Raw genomic sequence first — 18,215 nt, 5'->3', positions numbered from 1 at the left:
GTACTGTTTAAAAAGCCGCATTTACCTTAGTCATAAATTCACCAATCTTACTAGGCTCTAACCAACGTGTAACAACCACTACATCATTCTCTTTGTCTATAACAATAAAGTTACCACCAAAACCGGCAGCATAATAGATGTTTTCAGATAATCCTTCCCAATGTCTGGCACCTTTTTTATTCAACCACCACATGTAACCGTAATTCGCATTTGGGATTGAAGGAGTTGTTGCTTTATTTATCCAATTTTCTGAAATCAATTGTTCATTCTTCCACTTACCATTGTTTAAAAACAACATTCCAAAACGCGCCATATCTTCGGCACTAATAAAAATACCCGCTCCAGAATGCCCACCACCGGTTACCGATTTCATTTGTAAACCGTCAATTTCTGTCCAAGCATCATCATAACCAAACCAGCGCCACGTAGAAGAAGCACTGATCTTGTCCATAATTCTCTCTTTTAAGACCAAAGGCATTGGTTTACGCCATACATGAGTAAGTGAATATGCCAACACATTAACACGCACATCATTATATTCCATTACAGTACCTGGCTCTTTAGGTTGCGCTAATTTCCAATCATCAATACCACCTTCACTAGGTGGCCTGTCAGCCCAATCTTTTCCGCCCCAAAGTTCGCCAGACCAAGCCGAGTTTTGTTGTAAAAGATGTTCCCATGTAATTTTAGAATTATGTGCTCCATCAAAAGTGCCGTCCCAAATATAATCACCCACTAGGTTTTTTGTATCCGATATAATTCCTTCATCTTCGGCAAGACCTGCCATTGTACTTAAAAAGCTTTTAGTAACACTAAAAGTCATATCTACTCTTTTAGTATCTCCCCATTGCGCGACTATATACCCATTCTTAAGTATCATGCCTGCAGGACCACCTCTTTTCTTTGTAGGACCTAATATTTTATGAAATGGTTCTTTTTCAAATCCTTTTGCAATGGCAATACGCAAGTCTCTAGAACCAGAATATTCATTGGCTTCTGCAAATTCTACCGCTTTCTTTAAAGCTGCATCTTTAATTTTAAAATCTTTTGGAGTTTTTACTTCCCAATCTACATTTCTTTCCGGGAAATAATATTCTTGAGCATTTAAGTTTATAAAACCAATAAATGCAAAAAAAGTAAAAGAGTATAATTTCATAAGTGTTAGTTTGATGCTACAAGTTACTTAAATCATAACCCATTAACCAATCTGTTTGTTCATCTTCTCCAATATAATAAGGGTGCGTATCAAATTGTACAAAACCTTGGCGTTGGTAAAATCGGATAGCTGCAGTATTATGTTCCCAAACCCCTAACCAGAGTTTTTTTTTGCTCTTGCTCAAAGCCAAACCCTTAATATAATCTAAGATATGTTTTCCCAAACCTTTACCTTGATAATGAGCTAAAACATATATACGTTCGAGTTCTATACTTTCCTCGGTTTTAAGGTCTGTTTGTGCATCACCAACATTAAGTTTAAAGTAACCAACAACTTTGCTGTTTTGATATGCAAAATAGAAATTGCTATTCTTATTTAACAGCTCACCTTTTATTTTTTCAATGGCAAATGCTTTATCTATATAATTCTTGAAATCAACAGGATCATTATCCTTTTCAAAAGCGGTTACAAAAGTTTGTTCAGAAATAAGCCTTAATTCCTCCAGGTCTTTAAGAGAACACAATTTATATTTAAGTTCCATACCCCTAAAATAAAAAAAGGAGCAAATTACTTTGCTCCTAATCGGGGGAAATGTTATAAAAAGGTTGATTTGATAACTTATCTGTTCGTTGCACTACCGATTAAGGCAATACTTTTGTTCGTGGGCATTTTTCAATTGCGAACTCATTCTTGCTTTTCTGCAAAGACTTTACCCTCTGTTCTTACCAGAATGGTGCCTTCATCAGTTTCTTGCATTTTTACTAAATCGTCGGGGAAATCAGTGCCTGGATAGCTTACAATATATACGTCACCATTAATGCTCCAGTTAAAATCTGTCAAGTAAACAACTTGCCCATCTTTATAACCATGAAATCTACCTAAATAAACATCATTAAAAATCCATTCTTCATTATCAATTACCATCTTATTTGTATTGGTAGCCGTTTTCACGGTGTGATTCCAAATACCGATGATAGGATCGTTATTTTCTTCAATTTTTGAACAAGAGGCAACAAGTACCAACAAGATTAGGCAACTAAATACATACTTCATTTTAGGTTAAGTTTCAAAAGCGATTTGGGATTCACTTTTTATTACACTTCAAATATATGTAGTCTTTTTCTTACAATAAAGTATTTGTGGTAAAACTTATTAAAAATGTGGTGAACCTAGAGAAGTTAGTTCATCAAAGCATTTTATAGAAAATCAAAAGGGAGTATTCAAAAAACAGCAAAAAAAAAGAGCGACTTATATAAGTCGCTCTTTTTTAAAATCTTTAAAGTAATTTATAACATAAATAACTTTTTAGTAAGTCTTAGAAATCCACTAAAAAAATCATTTCTATAAACTTGTACTTTATGTTCGTTTGCTGTGTGGTTAATTTGAGAATTCATGACGGTTAAGTAATTAATAGGTTATGGGTTTAATTGAGCAATAAAGATACATCTGTTCTTCAAAATTTTGACAATAATTGTTGTGTACTCAATATAACCTGTTGTGAAAAATATGAAAAGCTTATTTCATCGATGATTCACCCACACCTATTAATCATTCATCTCTTTAACTTCTCCTTTTATAATTAAGTTACCCTCAGTTGCAGTTTTAATATCATCTACCGTAACACCAGGTGCTCTCTCTAACAATAAAAATCCATCTTCCGTTACTTCTAATACAGCTAAATTGGTAACAATCTTCTTAACACAACCCACTCCTGTCAACGGAAGACTACAACGTTTTAAAATCTTAGATTCTCCAGCTCTATTGGTATGCATCATAGCCACAATTATATTCTCTGCGGATGCAACTAGATCCATAGCACCACCCATACCTTTTACCATTTTACCAGGAATCTTCCAATTGGCAATATCACCATTCTCTGACACTTCCATAGCGCCCAGAATGGTCAAGTCTACGTGTTTACCCCTGATCATAGCAAAACTAGTAGCAGAGTCAAAATAAGATGCACCTGGTAGCGCCGTAATGGTTTGTTTACCCGCATTAATTAAATCTGCATCTTCTTCCCCTTCTATAGGAAAAGGGCCCATACCCAAAATTCCGTTTTCACTTTGAAATTCAACACTTATATCATCACGTACATAATTGGCAACCAATGTAGGTATACCAATACCAAGGTTAACATAATAGCCATCTTCCACTTCTTGTGCAATTCTATTTGCAATTCCGTTTTTATCTAACATGAGCTTATTTTTGACGTACTGTTCTTTGTTCTATTCTTTTCTCGTAATCTTTTCCTTGAAAAATGCGTTGAACGAATATTCCCGGAATATGAATTTGATTTGGGTCTAATTCACCCTCTGGCACCAATTCTTCCACCTCAGCAACTGTAATAGTCGCAGCACCGCACATACATGGATTAAAATTTCTTGCTGTTCCTTTAAATATCAAGTTACCGGCAGCATCACCTTTCCATGCCTTCACAAAAGCAAAATCTGCCTTAAAGGCTTCTTCTAGAATATGCATTTTACCATTGAACTCTCGTACTTCTTTCCCTTCAGCTACTTCGGTACCATAACCGGCCGGAGTGAAAAAAGCAGGAAAACCTGCTTGTGCAGCTCTACACTTTTCTGCAAGAGTACCCTGTGGCGTAAGTTCCACTTCCAGTTCACCACTTAGCATTTGTCGTTCAAATTCATCGTTCTCCCCAACATAAGAAGACACCATTTTTTTAATTTGATGTTGATGCAACAATAACCCCAAGCCAAAATCATCGACCCCTGCATTATTAGAAATACAAGTAATATCCTTTACTCCTAACCTTACTAATTCACTAATTGCATTTTCTGGAATACCACAAAGTCCAAAACCACCCAACATAAAGGTCATTCCGTCTTGTACACCTACCAAAGCCTCAGTTACATTTGCTACTGTTTTACGTATCATTTTGTCGTTAATTATCTTGTTACTAAAATACCGATTATAAATGGGAAAAAATAAAAAAGGTCTTAGCGAATGCTAAGACCTTTTTTAAATCATCTAATAATGTTCTCTAGAAATCTAAATCTTCCAGGTCATCTTCAATATCATTATCTTCTTTGATATCCGTAGCAAATTTTTCACAGTCAATTTCAATAGACATATTACTTGGCCGTTCAAAATCTTCTTTGGAAATACCCAGTTCTTCATCTGCATAATTTTTCGTCATATACAAGCCCCAAATTGGTAGTGCCATTGATGCCCCTTGACCATAGGTAATACTTTTAAAGTGTACAGCTCTCTCTTCACCACCTACCCAAACACCGGTAACTAGATTAGGAACCATACCCATAAACCAACCATCACTATTGTTTTGCGTTGTACCTGTTTTACCTGCGATAGGGTTTGTCAATTTATAAGGATAGCCAGTAATTATCTCATCATACTCTGGTCTCCACTTATTATAGCCAGTAGTACGTAATCGTGTACCTGACCCACCTTGAGTAACACCTTTCATTAAATCTAAAATAGCGTATGAAACATCTTTACTTAACACATCTTTAGTCTCTGGTACATATTCATACAATACGGTACCATCTTTATTTTCTATACGGGTTACCATTACCGGTTTCACGTACACCCCTTGGTTGGCAAAAGCACCATAGGCACCTACCATTTCATACACATTAACATCTACAGTACCTAAAGCAATGGAAGGTACTTCTAAAATATCACCGGAAAGACCCAAGTTACGTACCATACTAACAACAGATTTTGGACCTACCTCATCTATTAATTGTGCCGTAACCGTATTCACAGAATTAGCCAATGCCTTTTTAAGGGTGTAACTATTACCTGAATACTTAAGATTAGAATTTCTTGGGCACCATGGCTCAACATTACCATGCTTGCCAGCTTCAATACAGTATTGCGTATCTGGGCGAGTTTCACAAGGTGATAATCGTAATTGATCTATAGCCGCAGCATATACAAAGGGTTTAAAAGTAGAACCCGCCTGTCTTGCTCCTTGTATTACATTGTCATATTGAAAGTGCTTGTAATTGATACCACCTACCCATGCTTTTACATGACCCGTTTGTGGCTCCATGGACATCATTGCCGTTCTTAAGAAAGCCTTGTAATAACGAATGGAATCTCTTGGGGTAAGAATAGTATCTTTTTCTTTGGTCGGACTCTTCCAATCGAAAACCGTCATTTCGGTTTTCTTATCAAAAGACTCGCGAATCTCTTTTTCAGATTTTCCGGCAGCTTTCATGATTTTCCAACGTTCAGAATTTTTCATGGCGCGTTCCATGATTTTCTTCGTTTCTTCTGGAGTAATATCTAAGAAAGGAGCTGTTTTATTTCTATCTGGTGTATTCTGATGAAAAAATTCTGCTTGCAATTTAGTCATATGCTCATTGACCGCTTCTTCTGCATTTGCCTGCATTTTAGAGTCGATAGTAGTGTAAATTTTCAATCCGTCTAAATACAGATTATACTTATCTGGTTCATCACCTATCGCAGGTTTAGGATTTTTGTTTATCCAATCTTTCATGAATCGCTGTAGGTACATTCTAAAGTAAGTAGCTAAACCTACACTATGCGTTTCAGGATTATAATTAATATCCATCTTCATAGCCTGTAGCGAATCTTTCTCTACCTCGGTGATGTAATCGTATTTTGCCATTTGGGCAAGAACTACGTCTCTACGATCCTTTACCATTTCTTCCCTACGCATAGGGTTGAATAACGATGAGTTCTTGAACATACCAACCAACATGGCAGACTCTTCAACTTTAAGGTCCTTTGGCTCTTTACCAAAATAAATACGAGCAGCAGAACGTATACCATCGGCATTATTACCAAAATCATAAATATTAAAATACATACTTATGATTTCTTCTTTGGTATAACTGCGCTCAAGTCTAATGGCTAACACCCACTCTTTAATCTTTTGTTTTACAGCATCGAACTTACTTCTTGATCGTACACCAACAAAGAGCTGACGTGCTAATTGCTGAGAAATGGTACTTGCACCACCTTTGCTACCTAAATATGCAAAAGCCCTAACTGTACCTCTAGCGTCTATACCAGAATGATCTTTAAAACGAGCATCTTCTGTTGCAATCAAAGCATTTACCAAATTATCAGGTAACTCATCAAACTTTACATCCGTACGGTTATCATCTAAATAGAATTTACCCAACAAATTACCGTCTGAAGAGATAATCTGTGATGCCAAGTTTGTCTGCGGATTTTCTAAATATTCATAAGGTGGCAATTCACCGAATAACCCCCATGAAGCAGATAAAAATATCAAAGCCACAATAGCAATACCCGATGCAAACAAAATCCAAAACCATAAAATGAATTTAGAAAAACTATTCGTTGTTTTTTTCTTTACCTGTTTTGCCATTGTTTACGGGGTGCTTTTTGTTACTTCTATACCAACATCTGTAATACCTTCTAGACCAATAATTCCAGATACATTACCATTTTTTCGCATCGCTTGTGATACCTCAATAGTATATACGCCAGAAGATGAAAAAACGATGTTTTCTTTATACCATAATTTATTTTCCTTGATACTACCACTACCCTTACCAAGCCATGTACCATCTGGCAATGACATCGCATATTCTAAGGTATCTTTAGTTACTTCGCCCTCAGGCGTAGTCAATGAAGCAATAATAAATAAGTTGCTGTAAGGAAAAGTATTATCGTTACGAACATTGATAAAGATATCATGTGCTGCAACGGTATCCATTTTAGACAGGGAGAATTCAAGAACATTGTCTTTGTTCCACACCCCGTCTTCTAAAGTTTGGTATTCAGTTTTTATAATATTGCTGTCACAAGAAGCAAATAGCACAAGTGCTAAAAAACAACAAAATATACTACGCATCCTTCTTTTGATTTCTGTTACGATTTCTATTCTTGTTCTTATTCTTGTTGCGGTTGCGGTTTTTATTCTTGTTCCTGTTTTTGTTTCTATTTCCTCCGCCTTTAGGCTTATCAAAACGGGTAAGGCTATCCTGACCAACAACATTCTCAAAAACGACTTTTTCTTCTACGACAACTTCCATTGCGTACATCTCCAAACTAGAAACCTTCTCTTTCTTCTTGTTCTTTGCTAAAATCTCATTTACCTGATCTTTAGAAAGTACATGCCAATTACCCGGATCCTCTTTATATGAGAACCATAGCATTTCTTTGAAAATATCGGTTTTCTGGCAAAAAGCAAGTCCTTTTTCAGTAAACAGTTTGGTGTCTTGTGAAGGAAAATCTTTTAATGCGTCTAAATACACATCTAACTCATAATTTAAACAACACTTTAATTTACCACATTGACCTGCAAGCTTTTGTGGGTTCAATGATAACTGTTGGTAACGAGCTGCAGAAGTACTCACCGATCTAAAATCCGTTAGCCAGGTTGAGCAACATAGCTCTCTACCACAAGAACCTATACCACCAAGTCGCTGTGCTTCTTGGCGATACCCTATTTGGCGCATTTCAATACGAATACCGAAAGCTTTTGCCATATCTTTTATCAACTGACGAAAATCTACTCGTTCATCGGCTGTATAGTAAAAAGTAGCTTTTGATCCATCACCTTGAAACTCCACATCGGAAATCTTCATTTGAAGCTTTAAGATGATGGCAATTTCACGTGCTCTTTTCTTAATTTCTTCTTCTCTATCTCTACATTTCTGCCAAATATCAATGTCTTTCTGGCTCGCTTTTCTATACACTTTTGGCGCCTCTTCATCAGTGAAAGACACTTTTTTCCGTTTCATTTGCACGCGTACAAGCTCTCCCGTTAAGGTAACCATACCAATGTCATGACCAGATTGTGCTTGTGTGGCAACGATATCGCCAATGGAAAGTGAGAGATTCTCTGTATTTCTAAAAAACTCTTTTCTACTATTTTTAAATCTTACTTCAACAAAATCGAATGGTCGTTCCCCATTAGGGAGCGACATATTTGAAAGCCAGTCAAAGACTGTCAGTTTATTGCAACCATCTGTACCGCAAGTACCGTTATTCTTGCATCCCTTTGGTTGTCCATCCTTACCGGTAGAACAACTACTACAACTCATATTATATATATTGGTTTGGTCGAATTATATAAAATTCACCAAAAAAGGTTCATAAAAAACTTATAGGTAAAGATACAGTTTTTTTAATGTGAAATAAAAGTGAAATTAGCGGTGATGGTTTTAAATAGTGACTTTACCAATAAATGAAGACCGTGTTTAAAACTTAAAAAGACAGCGAAAAACGCTGCCTTTTTATAATATATCACATAGTTTAAGACATAAACCTTATGGAATGATAAAGCCTACTTTTTAAACTTCAGTACTTCTGATCGTCCTTTTTTAAATATCTTATTACTGACCACTTTTCCTTTTCGTAAAGCTTTTTGCTCTTCATATGGTAGCTCATGCACTTCTTTACAAGCATCTGAACAGCAATCGTTCATTTTTTCTGCACAAGATTTACATTGAATAAATAATAAATGACAAGCTTCGTTGGCACAATTAACATGCTCATCACAAGGCTCTCCACATTGATGACAATTGGCAATAACATCATCACTTATACGCTCACCCCTTCTATGGTCAAATACAAAGTTTTTACCCTTGAATTTATTTTCAAGATTATTCTTTTCTACTTGTCTTGTGTACTCAATAATTCCACCTTCTAATTGGTATACTTGCTCAAAACCTTTGTGTTTATAATAAGCACTTGCTTTTTCACATCGAATACCACCGGTACAATACATTACCAGTTTCTTATCTTTTTTATGATCTGCTAAATCGCGTTCAATAATATCCAGGGAATCTCTAAAAGTATCTACATCTGGAGTAACGGCATTTTTAAAATGACCTATTTCACTTTCATAATGGTTTCGCATATCTACCAGAACGGTATCTGGGTCTTCAATAAGTTCATTGAACTTTTCTGCACCTACATGAATACCTTTATTGGTTACGTCAAAAGAATTATCTTCTAATCCGTCCGCTACAATTTTCTTACGCACTTTCACTTTTAACTTTAAAAATGAAAGATTGTCTTGCTCAATTGCAATATTAAGTCGCACATTCTCCAGAAATGAAATACTATCTAAATGGGCTTTAAAAACATTGAAATTTTCAGCTGGTACAGAAAGTTGGGCATTAATACCCTCATGGGCAACATAAATTCGCCCAAGAACATCCATATCGTTCCAGTTGATAAAAAGGTGGTTTCTAAAAATGTTGGTATTACCAATGTGTGCATAGGTATAGAAAGAGATGGTAAGGCGTTCCTTACCCGCTTCTTCAATTAAAGCTGCTCTTTCTATTGCACTTAACGTATTGTACAGTTGCATGCTATACTAATAATTTAAGTCTGCCTTTAGACAGAAGGTTTATAGAAAAATTTTGAATGGCAAAAATAGTTATAATATTGAAAAATGCACCTATTTTATTAAGCTTAACCACCTTAAAGCATAAAAAAAGAGCCTTGATTTTAGCAAGACTCCTTATTGGTTATTCCATTCTTCTCTTTTTCATAGCATTATTGAAAAACATACATGAAGGAGATAACCACCTATAATCGCTTAAAATTAAAAGCGATTGATAACCAATTAAGTAACTTATGTTTAATAAAAGATTGCGATTAATTAAAATGGTTGCGTAATCATTTCAATATTGTTCAATTCAAAAAAGATTTGGTAATTTAGCTTTCCAAAAAAATAGAGAATGAGTTCTGAAAAAGAAGCAAAATTAAAAGCATTAAAGTTGACCCTTGACAAGATGGATAAAACCTACGGTAAGGGCGCTGTAATGAAACTGGGAGATAGCGTTGTTGCAGATGTTGAAGTGATACCTTCTGGCTCTTTAGGTTTAGATATAGCATTAGGCGTAGGCGGTTACCCAAGAGGTCGTGTAATTGAAATTTACGGACCGGAATCTTCAGGTAAAACCACCCTTACCTTACACGCAATTGCAGAAGCACAAAAGAACGGAGGTATAGCAGCGTTTATTGACGCAGAGCATGCATTTGATCGTTTTTACGCACAAAAATTAGGTGTAGATATAGACAATTTAATTATCTCTCAACCAGATAATGGTGAACAAGCATTGGAAATTGCCGATAACCTAATTAGATCAGGGGCTATAGATATTGTAGTTGTCGATTCTGTTGCTGCCTTAACTCCAAAAAGTGAGATTGAAGGTGAAATGGGAGATTCTAAAATGGGTCTTCATGCACGTTTAATGTCACAAGCATTAAGAAAGCTTACCGGTTCTATCAGTAAAACAAATTGTACTGTTATATTCATTAACCAATTACGTGAAAAAATTGGTGTAATGTTCGGTAACCCAGAAACCACTACTGGTGGTAATGCACTTAAATTCTACGCATCCGTTCGTTTAGATATTAGAAGATCTACACAAATAAAAGATACAGATGGTAATGTTCAAGGTAACAAGACCAGAGTTAAGGTTGTTAAGAATAAAGTAGCTCCACCTTTCCGTACCACTGAATTTGACATTATGTATGGTGAAGGCATATCTAAGGTTGGTGAAGTGATTGACTTAGGTGTGGAATACGAAATAGTAAAAAAGAGTGGATCATGGTTCAGCTATGGTGACACAAAATTAGGTCAAGGCCGTGATGCGGTTAAAAACCTACTTTTAGATAATCCTGAATTGTTTGAGGAATTAGATGGCAAAATTAGAGAAGCCATTGCTGCCTTGAATGCTTAAAATCAGTCTTATTTAAGCAAACATAAATGAGTTAACGCAACCATTGCAGTTACTTTTCATCTTATTACAAAATAGTTGTACGATGAAAATTAAGTTGATGTTATTGACTTTGGTCTTAGCATTTATATGCAATGGTTGTTCTATTGATGATGATGACGCCAATTTCCATTTCACAGCATTGGAAATTGTTGATGCAGAAGTACCAGAATCTTTTGATCTCAATGAGGTCTATACGATTTCTGTAAATTATTTAAAACCGGATAGTTGCACAAACTATGAAGGTTTTGACGTTGTTAAAGATTCCCTGACCGTTAGAAGTGTTGTTGCCATAGGGGCGGTAAGAACTGATTTTGAAGATTGTATGGAAGAATTAATAGAAGAAACAGCGTCTTTCAACTTCCAGGTAATTTATACCGAACCCTATACATTTAAATTTTATAAAGGAGATAATAGCGACGGAGAGGCAGAATATATGGAAATTGTCGTTCCAGTAAACAACCCTTAAAACAACCAACCATTTGTGAGTCTAGAAGAACTCATACATAATTGTAAAAAAGGAGACCGTAAAGCACAGGAACTTTTATATAGAGCCTATGCCACTACGCTATTTGGTATATGCCTTAAATACTCCAAATCAAAATCACAGGCAGAAGACACCTTACACGATAGTTTTATGACCATTTATGACAAAATAGGTCAGTTTAAAAACAAAGGTTCATTTGAAGGTTGGATGAAAAGAATTACCGTTAATACGGCGCTACAAAAATATAGAAAGCAAGAATACTTAAACGTAGTTACAGATAATACAGAAGAGGAAGTAACCGTAGATAATGCCTTTGACGATATTAGCTTACAAACCCTATTAAGTTACATACAAGAATTACCCAATAAATACCGCGCTACATTCAACCTATACGTTATGGATGGATATACGCATAAAGAAATTAGCGAAATGCTGGGAACAACAGTGGGCACCTCTAAATCAAATCTTGCCAGGGCACGCGCATTGTTAAAAGAAAAAATAGAAACTAAGATCACGCAATCAATTGTTAGTGTCTTAATTATAATATCAACACACTTTTTATAATCTCATTTTGATTATAAACAGAAATAATACTAGATGCAGAAGAAAAATATAGACGAACTTTTCCGAGATAAGTTATCGGACTTCAAGCAAACACCAGACAATAAGGTCTGGCGTGCGATTGATGCGTCATTGGACAAAAGAAAAAAGAAAAGAATCATTCCTTTATGGTGGTCATTTGGGGGCATTGCAGCTGCTATAATGATTGGTTTATTAGTATTCAATCCTTTTACCGAAGAACACACTACCAATGAAATTTTGGTAGATACTGATAACGAATCAGAAGTAATTAATGATATTCAAAGAACTACCAAAACTGAGGTTTTTATTGATTCTATAGATAACAACACCAACCCAATAGTTGAGCAATCTACTACGGTTAAAAAAGAACAATCTTCAGATGCTAAAAGCAACTCACTAAACAACAAAGATGATTATAACAGCATAGCAGTTGTTAATAATAATTCAAACCAGAACTCTGAACTAGTAAGCTCTATTGCGAAAAAAAATACAACTGCTTCGGGTAATAATGCTACAGCGCATGAAGCATTGATGGCTGAAAATACTGCTAACACATCAACTGCTAAAAATGATATTGAAAGTTCATCTAACCATATCCAAAAAACAAAAGAGACGATTGCTGACAACCATACGGATGCTATTATTCAGTCAGACTCAAATAATATGGCTAAAGAAAATGCAATAGCTGCGAATACTGTTGTCAAAGAAATTGCGGAAGAAAAAGAGCCTAACAAGAAATCCATTTTTGAAGAAATAGAAGATCAAGAAGAATTTAAAAAGCAGAAAGTTGCTAGTAATAGATGGTCTGCAGGTCCAAATGTAGCACCGGTATATTTTAATGCACTTGGAGAAGGTTCACCGGTGAACTCTATTTTTAGTCCTAATGCAAAATCAGGCAATGTAAATATGAGTTACGGAGTATCGGTAGCTTATGCAGTAACTAAAAAACTCACTATTCGTTCGGGAATCAATAAAGTAGATTATGGTTATGATACAGAAGATGTTGCTTTTTCATCTTCATCCACTTTAGAATCCAGAAGCGGACAATTAGCTAGTATTGATTATGCTGAAACTTCAAGTACCCTGAAAATTTCTAGCAATAGGGTTGCCTCAGAAAAATTCAATACTATGAATTCTGTACAAGATATTACCGCAAAAAGCCCAACAAGGGAAGGCTTTATGTCTCAACAGTTCGGTTATCTTGAACTACCTGTAGAATTAAATTATGCATTGATTGATAAGAAATTTGGAATAAATCTTATTGGTGGTGTTAGCTCACTGTTTTTATTGGACAATTCGGTTTCACTAACCTCTGGAGATTTAACTACTGAAATTGGAGAGGCAAACAATATTAACGACCTTAATTTTAGTGCCAATATGGGTCTAGGGTTAAATTATAATTTTTCACAAAACGTCCGTTTTAATGTTGAACCAATTTTTAAGTACCAACTTAACACATTTTCTGATGTTAATGGGACTTTTAGACCGTATTCAGTTGGGGTTTATAGCGGACTCACCTTTCAATTTTAGAGATTAAATATGAAGAATTACATTTTAAGTTGTTTTTGTCTTTTTAGCGGTATTATATATTCTCAAAACCAGAGTGACGCGAATATTACTTCTGAAGAACATCATGAATTAAAAATAAACGGTCTTTTTTTAATCTTGGGAGCTATTGAAGTAGATTATCAATATTTAATGAACGAGGAGTCTGCGATGGGTATCGATGTATTGTTTGCTTTCGATGATGAGACTCTTGACGTCAACTATTATGTAGCGCCCTACTATCGTCAATATTTCGGAAAGAAATATGCCTCTGGTTTTTTCGTAGAAGCTTTTGGGATGCTGAATTCTGTTGATGACTACACCTACGATTCCTATTATGACGAACCAACGGACACCTATTTTTCAAATTCTGGATACGATGACAATGTTGTCGATTTTGCTTTAGGTATTGGCACGGGTGTAAAATTATTAACCAAAAGAGGCTTTATCGTCGAAATAGATTTGGGTATGGGTCGCAATCTATTTAAAAACGATAGAGGTTTTACAATTATTGGTAAAGGAGGTATTAACCTTGGTTACAGGTTCTAGCTATTTTTAGTTAAATCATTAAGTATTGTCTCCCTAACGTTATTTCTAAGCTCTGCCGTATCTTCTGGCCGTATAGAATGTGTTTCTACGAATGAATGCACCCTAGCCCTACATTTACCTGGACCTCCACTAAAAAATGTAAAAGAGAATCGCTCCTTATTGTCATAAAAAGTCATGGGTACCACCGGTATTTTATGAGCAATGGCCATTTTAAAAGCTCCATCTTTAAACTTATCCAATAATATATGCTCTTCGGGCACACCACCTTCAGGAAAAATACAGATGCTTAAACCCTGTTGTAATCTTCTTTGTGCCCTTCTATAAACAGCCGTTCTACTTTGGGTATTATCTCTATCTACCATGATACATACGCGCTTATAAAAGAATCCAAATAAAGGTATTTTGACCAATTCTTTCTTACCTACAAATACAAACGGATTTCTACTAACGATTAACATTAGCATAATATCAAGCATACTGGTATGATTAGCCACCAACATATAGCTCTTCTTTTTAACTAACCGTTGATCATATTTCACTCTAGGAAAACAAAACATACCATACAGTATAAACCTTGCCCATAAATTTCTTGCCATCCAAAAAAACTGTGGGTACCAAGCTTCTCTTGAAGCAAAAATGACAAGAAATGGAAAAAAGAGTAGAATAGGAATGGCTACTAGAATATAAAACCAAATTCGATATATCGTTTGTAAGGCCCGTTTAAGCAATTTAAGCATAAATCAAAAGTAGTTATTTACGATAGTTTTTTTGTATTTGTTTTACCTTTGCTTTCATAGAATAAAGAAAATGGCAAGAATTTTAACAGGCATTCAAAGTACAGGAACCCCACATTTAGGAAATATTCTAGGAGCGATCAAGCCAGCAATTGAAATGGCAAATGATCCGGCTAACGAATCTTTTCTATTTATCGCAGATATGCATTCGTTGACACAGATTAAAAATGGCGCAGAACTACGCCATAACACCTACGCTGTTGCCGCAACCTGGCTTGCTTTTGGTTTGGATATAGAGAATACAGTCTTTTACAGACAGAGCGACGTACCACAAACCACCGAGTTGTCTTGGTACCTAAGCTGCTTTTTTCCATACCAACGTCTTACACTTGCTCATTCTTTTAAGGACAAGGCAGATAGGTTAGACGATGTAAATGCCGGACTCTTTACCTACCCCATGTTAATGGCTGCGGATATTCTATTATATGATGCAGATATTGTTCCTGTTGGCAAAGATCAAATGCAACATATAGAAATGACAAGAGATGTTGCATCTCGTTTTCACGCGCAATTAGGTGAAACTTTTGTTATACCTGATGGAAAGGTGCAAGAAGAAACCATGTACATACCGGGTACAGACGGTGCCAAAATGAGTAAGAGCAAGGGTAATTTAATCAGTCTTTTTCAGACCGATAAAAAGTTACGTAAGCAGATTATGGGGATACAAACAGACAGCACACCAATGGAGGATCCTAAAGACCCTTCTACTGACAATGTATTTGCACTATATAAAATATTGGCAAGTGAGCCACAAATAGAAGAAATGAGTGCTAATTATTTAGCAGGAAACTATGGATATGGTCATGCAAAACAAGCACTTTACGAAGTGATTGTAAATAAGTTTGAAGAACCTCGAGAGAAGTTTGAATACTACATGAACAATTTAAACGAGATTGATGATGCATTAGCACTAGGCGCTGAAAAAGCCAGAAAAGTAGCTGACGGAGTATTAGAAAGAGTTCGTGAAAAGTTAGGTTATTAACTACCAGCACAAAATAATTACAAATATCAAAAACCGACCTAGTGGTCGGTTTTTTGTTTTTAATAATCCACCCTTTGCAATTTGTATATCGATATTAAAATCAGAAATATCGATTAAGTGTGTATTTAATGAGGTATTTTATACAAACGACATAAAAACAAACTGAGTAGTTTGTAAAATTCTCAAATAGCCTCGAACAATTTTCCTGGTAAAGGTCTAATTACCCCCTTCATTTCCATCGTTAACAAGGTAGATGATGTTCTGTAAATAGGCAGTTTACACTCTAAGGCGATACTATCCAAAATTTGCTTTCCGTTATTCTGTAAATAGGTGTAAATACTCTGTTCTACCTCATCCAATTCAATAAACAATTGTTTTTGAATGCTCTTGTTCTTTTTTTCTTCAATATCCCAATCCAACAAATAAATTAAATCTGCCGCCGATGTCATTACGTGAGCCTTTTGTTGCTTGATCAAGTTATTACAACCTAAACTGTATTTATCCGTAGTTCTGCCAGGTACGGCAAAAACATCTCTATTATAACTATTGGCAATATCCGCAGTTACAAGACTACCCCCTTTTTCCGCAGATTCAACCACAACCGTAGCTTCACTTGCACCAGCAATTATTCTATTTCGTTTCAAGAAATTCTCACGTTCTGGGTTACTTGTACTCCAGAATTCTGTATAAAAACCACCATTCTTTAGAACATCGGCTTGGTACTTGGCATGTACTTTTGGGTAGATTTGATTTAGACCGTGCGCCAAACAACCTATGGTTTGCAATCCGTGCTTTATCGCTTCTTTTTGAATGCAAATATCTACTCCGTATGCAAATCCACTAATGATGACCGGTTCTAAAGGAGCTACTTCTTCAATAAACTGCTCACAAAAAGACATTCCATAGCTCGTAATATTACGAGTACCTACCACGCTTATTAACTTACGATTCTGTAAATCAATATTCCCTTTCTTAAACATGAGAATAGGTCCGTCTATACAATGTTTTAAATATTTAGGATAGTCATCATCTAAAAAATAGGTACAACTAATATCATTCTTAATAATATAATTGTATTCTGACTCCGCAGCTTCTAAATGCTCCAAGTCAAATAAATGTCTGATGGTATGTGTGCCTATACCATCAATTTTAAGCAGATTTTCCTTTTTATCTTCAAAAATTGCGGATGGACTACCACAATGTGAAATTAATTTCTTTGCAAGTACATCTCCAATATTTGGTACATGTTGCAAACGAAGAATTGCAATGAGTTCATCAGCAGTATGTTGTGTAGTTTTCATTTCTTGTTCACAAATAAGCGAAAAAAATATGTTAATAAAAAGTTACGAAAGGGGTTTTTATACCTCTATATTTTTTCCATATTTGTGATCCTATGGTTTTAGAACACTATATAAGCGATTTACTTTATAGGTACAACTGTGTTGTTGTTCCCGGTTTTGGAGCATTCCTTACCCAAAAAAATTCAGCCCAATTAAATGTGGTTACAAACACGTTTAGCGCGCCAAATAAATCTATTGTTTTCAATAGACAGCTCATCTCAAATGATGGCCTTTTGGTTTCTTACGTATCTAATGCAGAAAAGGTTTCTTATGAAACGGCATTGGTTGAAATTGAAAATCAAGTAAAATCTTGGCAAGAGGTTTTAGTTAAAGAAACTTCTTTGCACTTAAATAATATTGGTTCTTTAACTAGAAATCAAGAAGATAAAATATTGTTTCAACCTGCAAATGAAACAAACTATTTAACTTCATCATTCGGTCTATCTAATTTTAATTCAATACCTGTTACTAGAGAAGTATTAAAGGTTGAAGTAGAAGAAATCGAAGAAAAAATACCGTTCGTTATTAGTCCTGAACGTAGAGAAACCAGCCGTTTTAGACCTTATTTAAAATATGCTGCTATTTTAATGTTGGCATTCTCTACAGGAATAACCGGCTATCGTGCATACCAACAAAAAAATACAAACGAGCAAGTTGCTAGACAAGATGCGGAAGAGTTTGTAAACAAGCAAATACAAGAAGCTACCTTCTTCGACCTATCGCCATTAGAATTACCAACTGTTACGGTTGATGCTACTACAACGTCAGCAGCAAAACCAGTAATGAGAAAGGGTGAAGCAACACATTTTATTGTTGCAGGAGCTTTTAGGGTTAGAGGTAATGCGGATAGAAAGATAGAACAGCTTAAAGCTAGTGGATTTAATGCCGGATATTATGGCACTAACGCTTACGGACTGCACATGGTAACTTTTGATAGTTATACCAATGCAAACGATGCGTTAAAAGCGTTGCGTGAAATTAAACGTACGCAGTCTAAAGATGCTTGGTTATTAACCGAAAAATAAACCCGTACACATTTTATAAGTACTATT

The 18,215-nt window shown here is 35.4% G+C and carries 19 protein-coding genes; 8 read left to right on the top strand and 11 right to left on the bottom strand.

The annotated features are described in order from the left end of the window. Positions 1-7: 7 nt before the first annotated feature. The 9 genes from UH1x_RS09290 to trhO all read right to left on the bottom strand — a co-directional run bounded on the left by UH1x_RS09290 (position 8) and on the right by trhO (position 9,467). Positions 8-1,156 (bottom strand): serine hydrolase domain-containing protein, encoded by a 1,149-nt coding sequence (locus tag UH1x_RS09290; protein ID WP_482626307.1) that lies wholly within the window; start codon positions 1,154-1,156, stop codon positions 8-10. A gap of 16 nt (positions 1,157-1,172) precedes the next feature. Beyond that, positions 1,173-1,697 (bottom strand): GNAT family N-acetyltransferase, encoded by a 525-nt coding sequence (locus tag UH1x_RS09285; RefSeq protein WP_482626306.1) that lies wholly within the window; start codon positions 1,695-1,697, stop codon positions 1,173-1,175. A 143-nt stretch (positions 1,698-1,840) separates the two neighbouring features. Further along, complete coding sequence (locus tag UH1x_RS09280) at positions 1,841-2,209, bottom strand: hypothetical protein (RefSeq protein ID WP_482626305.1); 369 nt, start codon at positions 2,207-2,209, stop codon at positions 1,841-1,843. Positions 2,210-2,700: 491 nt separating this feature from the next. Continuing rightward, the gene (locus UH1x_RS09275) at positions 2,701-3,354 is read right to left on the bottom strand and encodes a CoA transferase subunit B (protein ID WP_482626304.1); all 654 of its coding nucleotides are present in this window, start codon (positions 3,352-3,354) and stop codon (positions 2,701-2,703) included. A gap of 4 nt (positions 3,355-3,358) precedes the next feature. Beyond that, on the bottom strand, positions 3,359-4,057 hold the full coding sequence (locus UH1x_RS09270; protein WP_482626303.1) for a CoA transferase subunit A: 699 nt from the start codon (positions 4,055-4,057) through the stop codon (positions 3,359-3,361). Between the two features lie 106 nt (positions 4,058-4,163). Then, positions 4,164-6,509 (bottom strand): transglycosylase domain-containing protein, encoded by a 2,346-nt coding sequence (locus UH1x_RS09265; protein ID WP_482626302.1) that lies wholly within the window; start codon positions 6,507-6,509, stop codon positions 4,164-4,166. A 3-nt stretch (positions 6,510-6,512) separates the two neighbouring features. After that, positions 6,513-6,998 carry a gliding motility lipoprotein GldH gene (locus UH1x_RS09260; RefSeq protein WP_036151069.1) on the bottom strand — a complete coding sequence of 162 codons (486 nt, stop codon included), beginning with the start codon at positions 6,996-6,998 and terminating at the stop codon, positions 6,513-6,515. After that, positions 6,991-8,193, bottom strand: coding sequence for a PSP1 domain-containing protein (locus UH1x_RS09255; protein WP_036151068.1), 1,203 nt, complete (start codon positions 8,191-8,193; stop codon positions 6,991-6,993). The genes UH1x_RS09260 and UH1x_RS09255 overlap by 8 nt, the downstream gene beginning before the upstream one ends. 242 nt (positions 8,194-8,435) lie before the next feature. Beyond that, a complete protein-coding gene (gene trhO / locus UH1x_RS09250) occupies positions 8,436-9,467 on the bottom strand; it encodes an oxygen-dependent tRNA uridine(34) hydroxylase TrhO (protein WP_396632638.1) in 1,032 nt (343 codons plus the stop codon). A 56-nt stretch (positions 9,468-9,523) separates the two neighbouring features. Between trhO and UH1x_RS09245 the strand changes: the two genes are divergently transcribed. The 6 genes from UH1x_RS09245 to UH1x_RS09220 all read left to right on the top strand — a co-directional run bounded on the left by UH1x_RS09245 (position 9,524) and on the right by UH1x_RS09220 (position 14,047). Then, positions 9,524-9,694, top strand: coding sequence for a hypothetical protein (locus tag UH1x_RS09245; RefSeq protein WP_482626301.1), 171 nt, complete (start codon positions 9,524-9,526; stop codon positions 9,692-9,694). A 146-nt stretch (positions 9,695-9,840) separates the two neighbouring features. Then, positions 9,841-10,848 (top strand): recombinase RecA, encoded by a 1,008-nt coding sequence (gene recA, locus UH1x_RS09240; RefSeq protein ID WP_036151063.1) that lies wholly within the window; start codon positions 9,841-9,843, stop codon positions 10,846-10,848. A gap of 82 nt (positions 10,849-10,930) precedes the next feature. After that, positions 10,931-11,353, top strand: coding sequence for a hypothetical protein (locus tag UH1x_RS09235; RefSeq protein ID WP_036151062.1), 423 nt, complete (start codon positions 10,931-10,933; stop codon positions 11,351-11,353). A gap of 15 nt (positions 11,354-11,368) precedes the next feature. Beyond that, entirely contained in the window at positions 11,369-11,935 is a 567-nt protein-coding gene (locus UH1x_RS09230) for an RNA polymerase sigma factor (RefSeq protein WP_396632641.1), read from the top strand. A 33-nt stretch (positions 11,936-11,968) separates the two neighbouring features. Further along, positions 11,969-13,483 (top strand): porin family protein, encoded by a 1,515-nt coding sequence (locus UH1x_RS09225; RefSeq protein WP_482626300.1) that lies wholly within the window; start codon positions 11,969-11,971, stop codon positions 13,481-13,483. A 9-nt stretch (positions 13,484-13,492) separates the two neighbouring features. Beyond that, the gene (locus tag UH1x_RS09220) at positions 13,493-14,047 is read left to right on the top strand and encodes a DUF3575 domain-containing protein (protein ID WP_482626299.1); all 555 of its coding nucleotides are present in this window, start codon (positions 13,493-13,495) and stop codon (positions 14,045-14,047) included. Here the strand turns inward: UH1x_RS09220 and UH1x_RS09215 are convergent. Beyond that, positions 14,044-14,784 (bottom strand): lysophospholipid acyltransferase family protein, encoded by a 741-nt coding sequence (locus tag UH1x_RS09215; protein WP_482626298.1) that lies wholly within the window; start codon positions 14,782-14,784, stop codon positions 14,044-14,046. The two genes, UH1x_RS09220 and UH1x_RS09215, sit on opposite strands and share 4 nt — an antisense overlap. Positions 14,785-14,854: 70 nt before the next feature. Here UH1x_RS09215 and trpS point away from each other — a divergent pair, with 70 nt between their 5' ends. After that, positions 14,855-15,823, top strand: a complete 969-nt coding sequence (trpS, locus tag UH1x_RS09210; protein WP_036151051.1) for a tryptophan--tRNA ligase — start codon at positions 14,855-14,857, stop codon at positions 15,821-15,823. A 182-nt stretch (positions 15,824-16,005) separates the two neighbouring features. Here trpS and dprA read toward each other — a convergent pair whose 3' ends face one another. Then, a complete protein-coding gene (gene dprA, locus UH1x_RS09205) occupies positions 16,006-17,124 on the bottom strand; it encodes a DNA-processing protein DprA (protein ID WP_482626297.1) in 1,119 nt (372 codons plus the stop codon). A 92-nt stretch (positions 17,125-17,216) separates the two neighbouring features. On the opposite strand from dprA, the gene UH1x_RS09200 reads away from it, so the two are divergent. After that, positions 17,217-18,188, top strand: a complete 972-nt coding sequence (locus tag UH1x_RS09200) for an HU domain-containing protein (RefSeq protein WP_482626296.1) — start codon at positions 17,217-17,219, stop codon at positions 18,186-18,188. The last annotated feature ends 27 nt before the right edge of the window (positions 18,189-18,215 follow it).

The sequence above is a fragment of the Maribacter sp. UH1 genome, from assembly GCF_056839145.1.
This window is presented reverse-complemented; position numbering and strand designations above follow the sequence as displayed.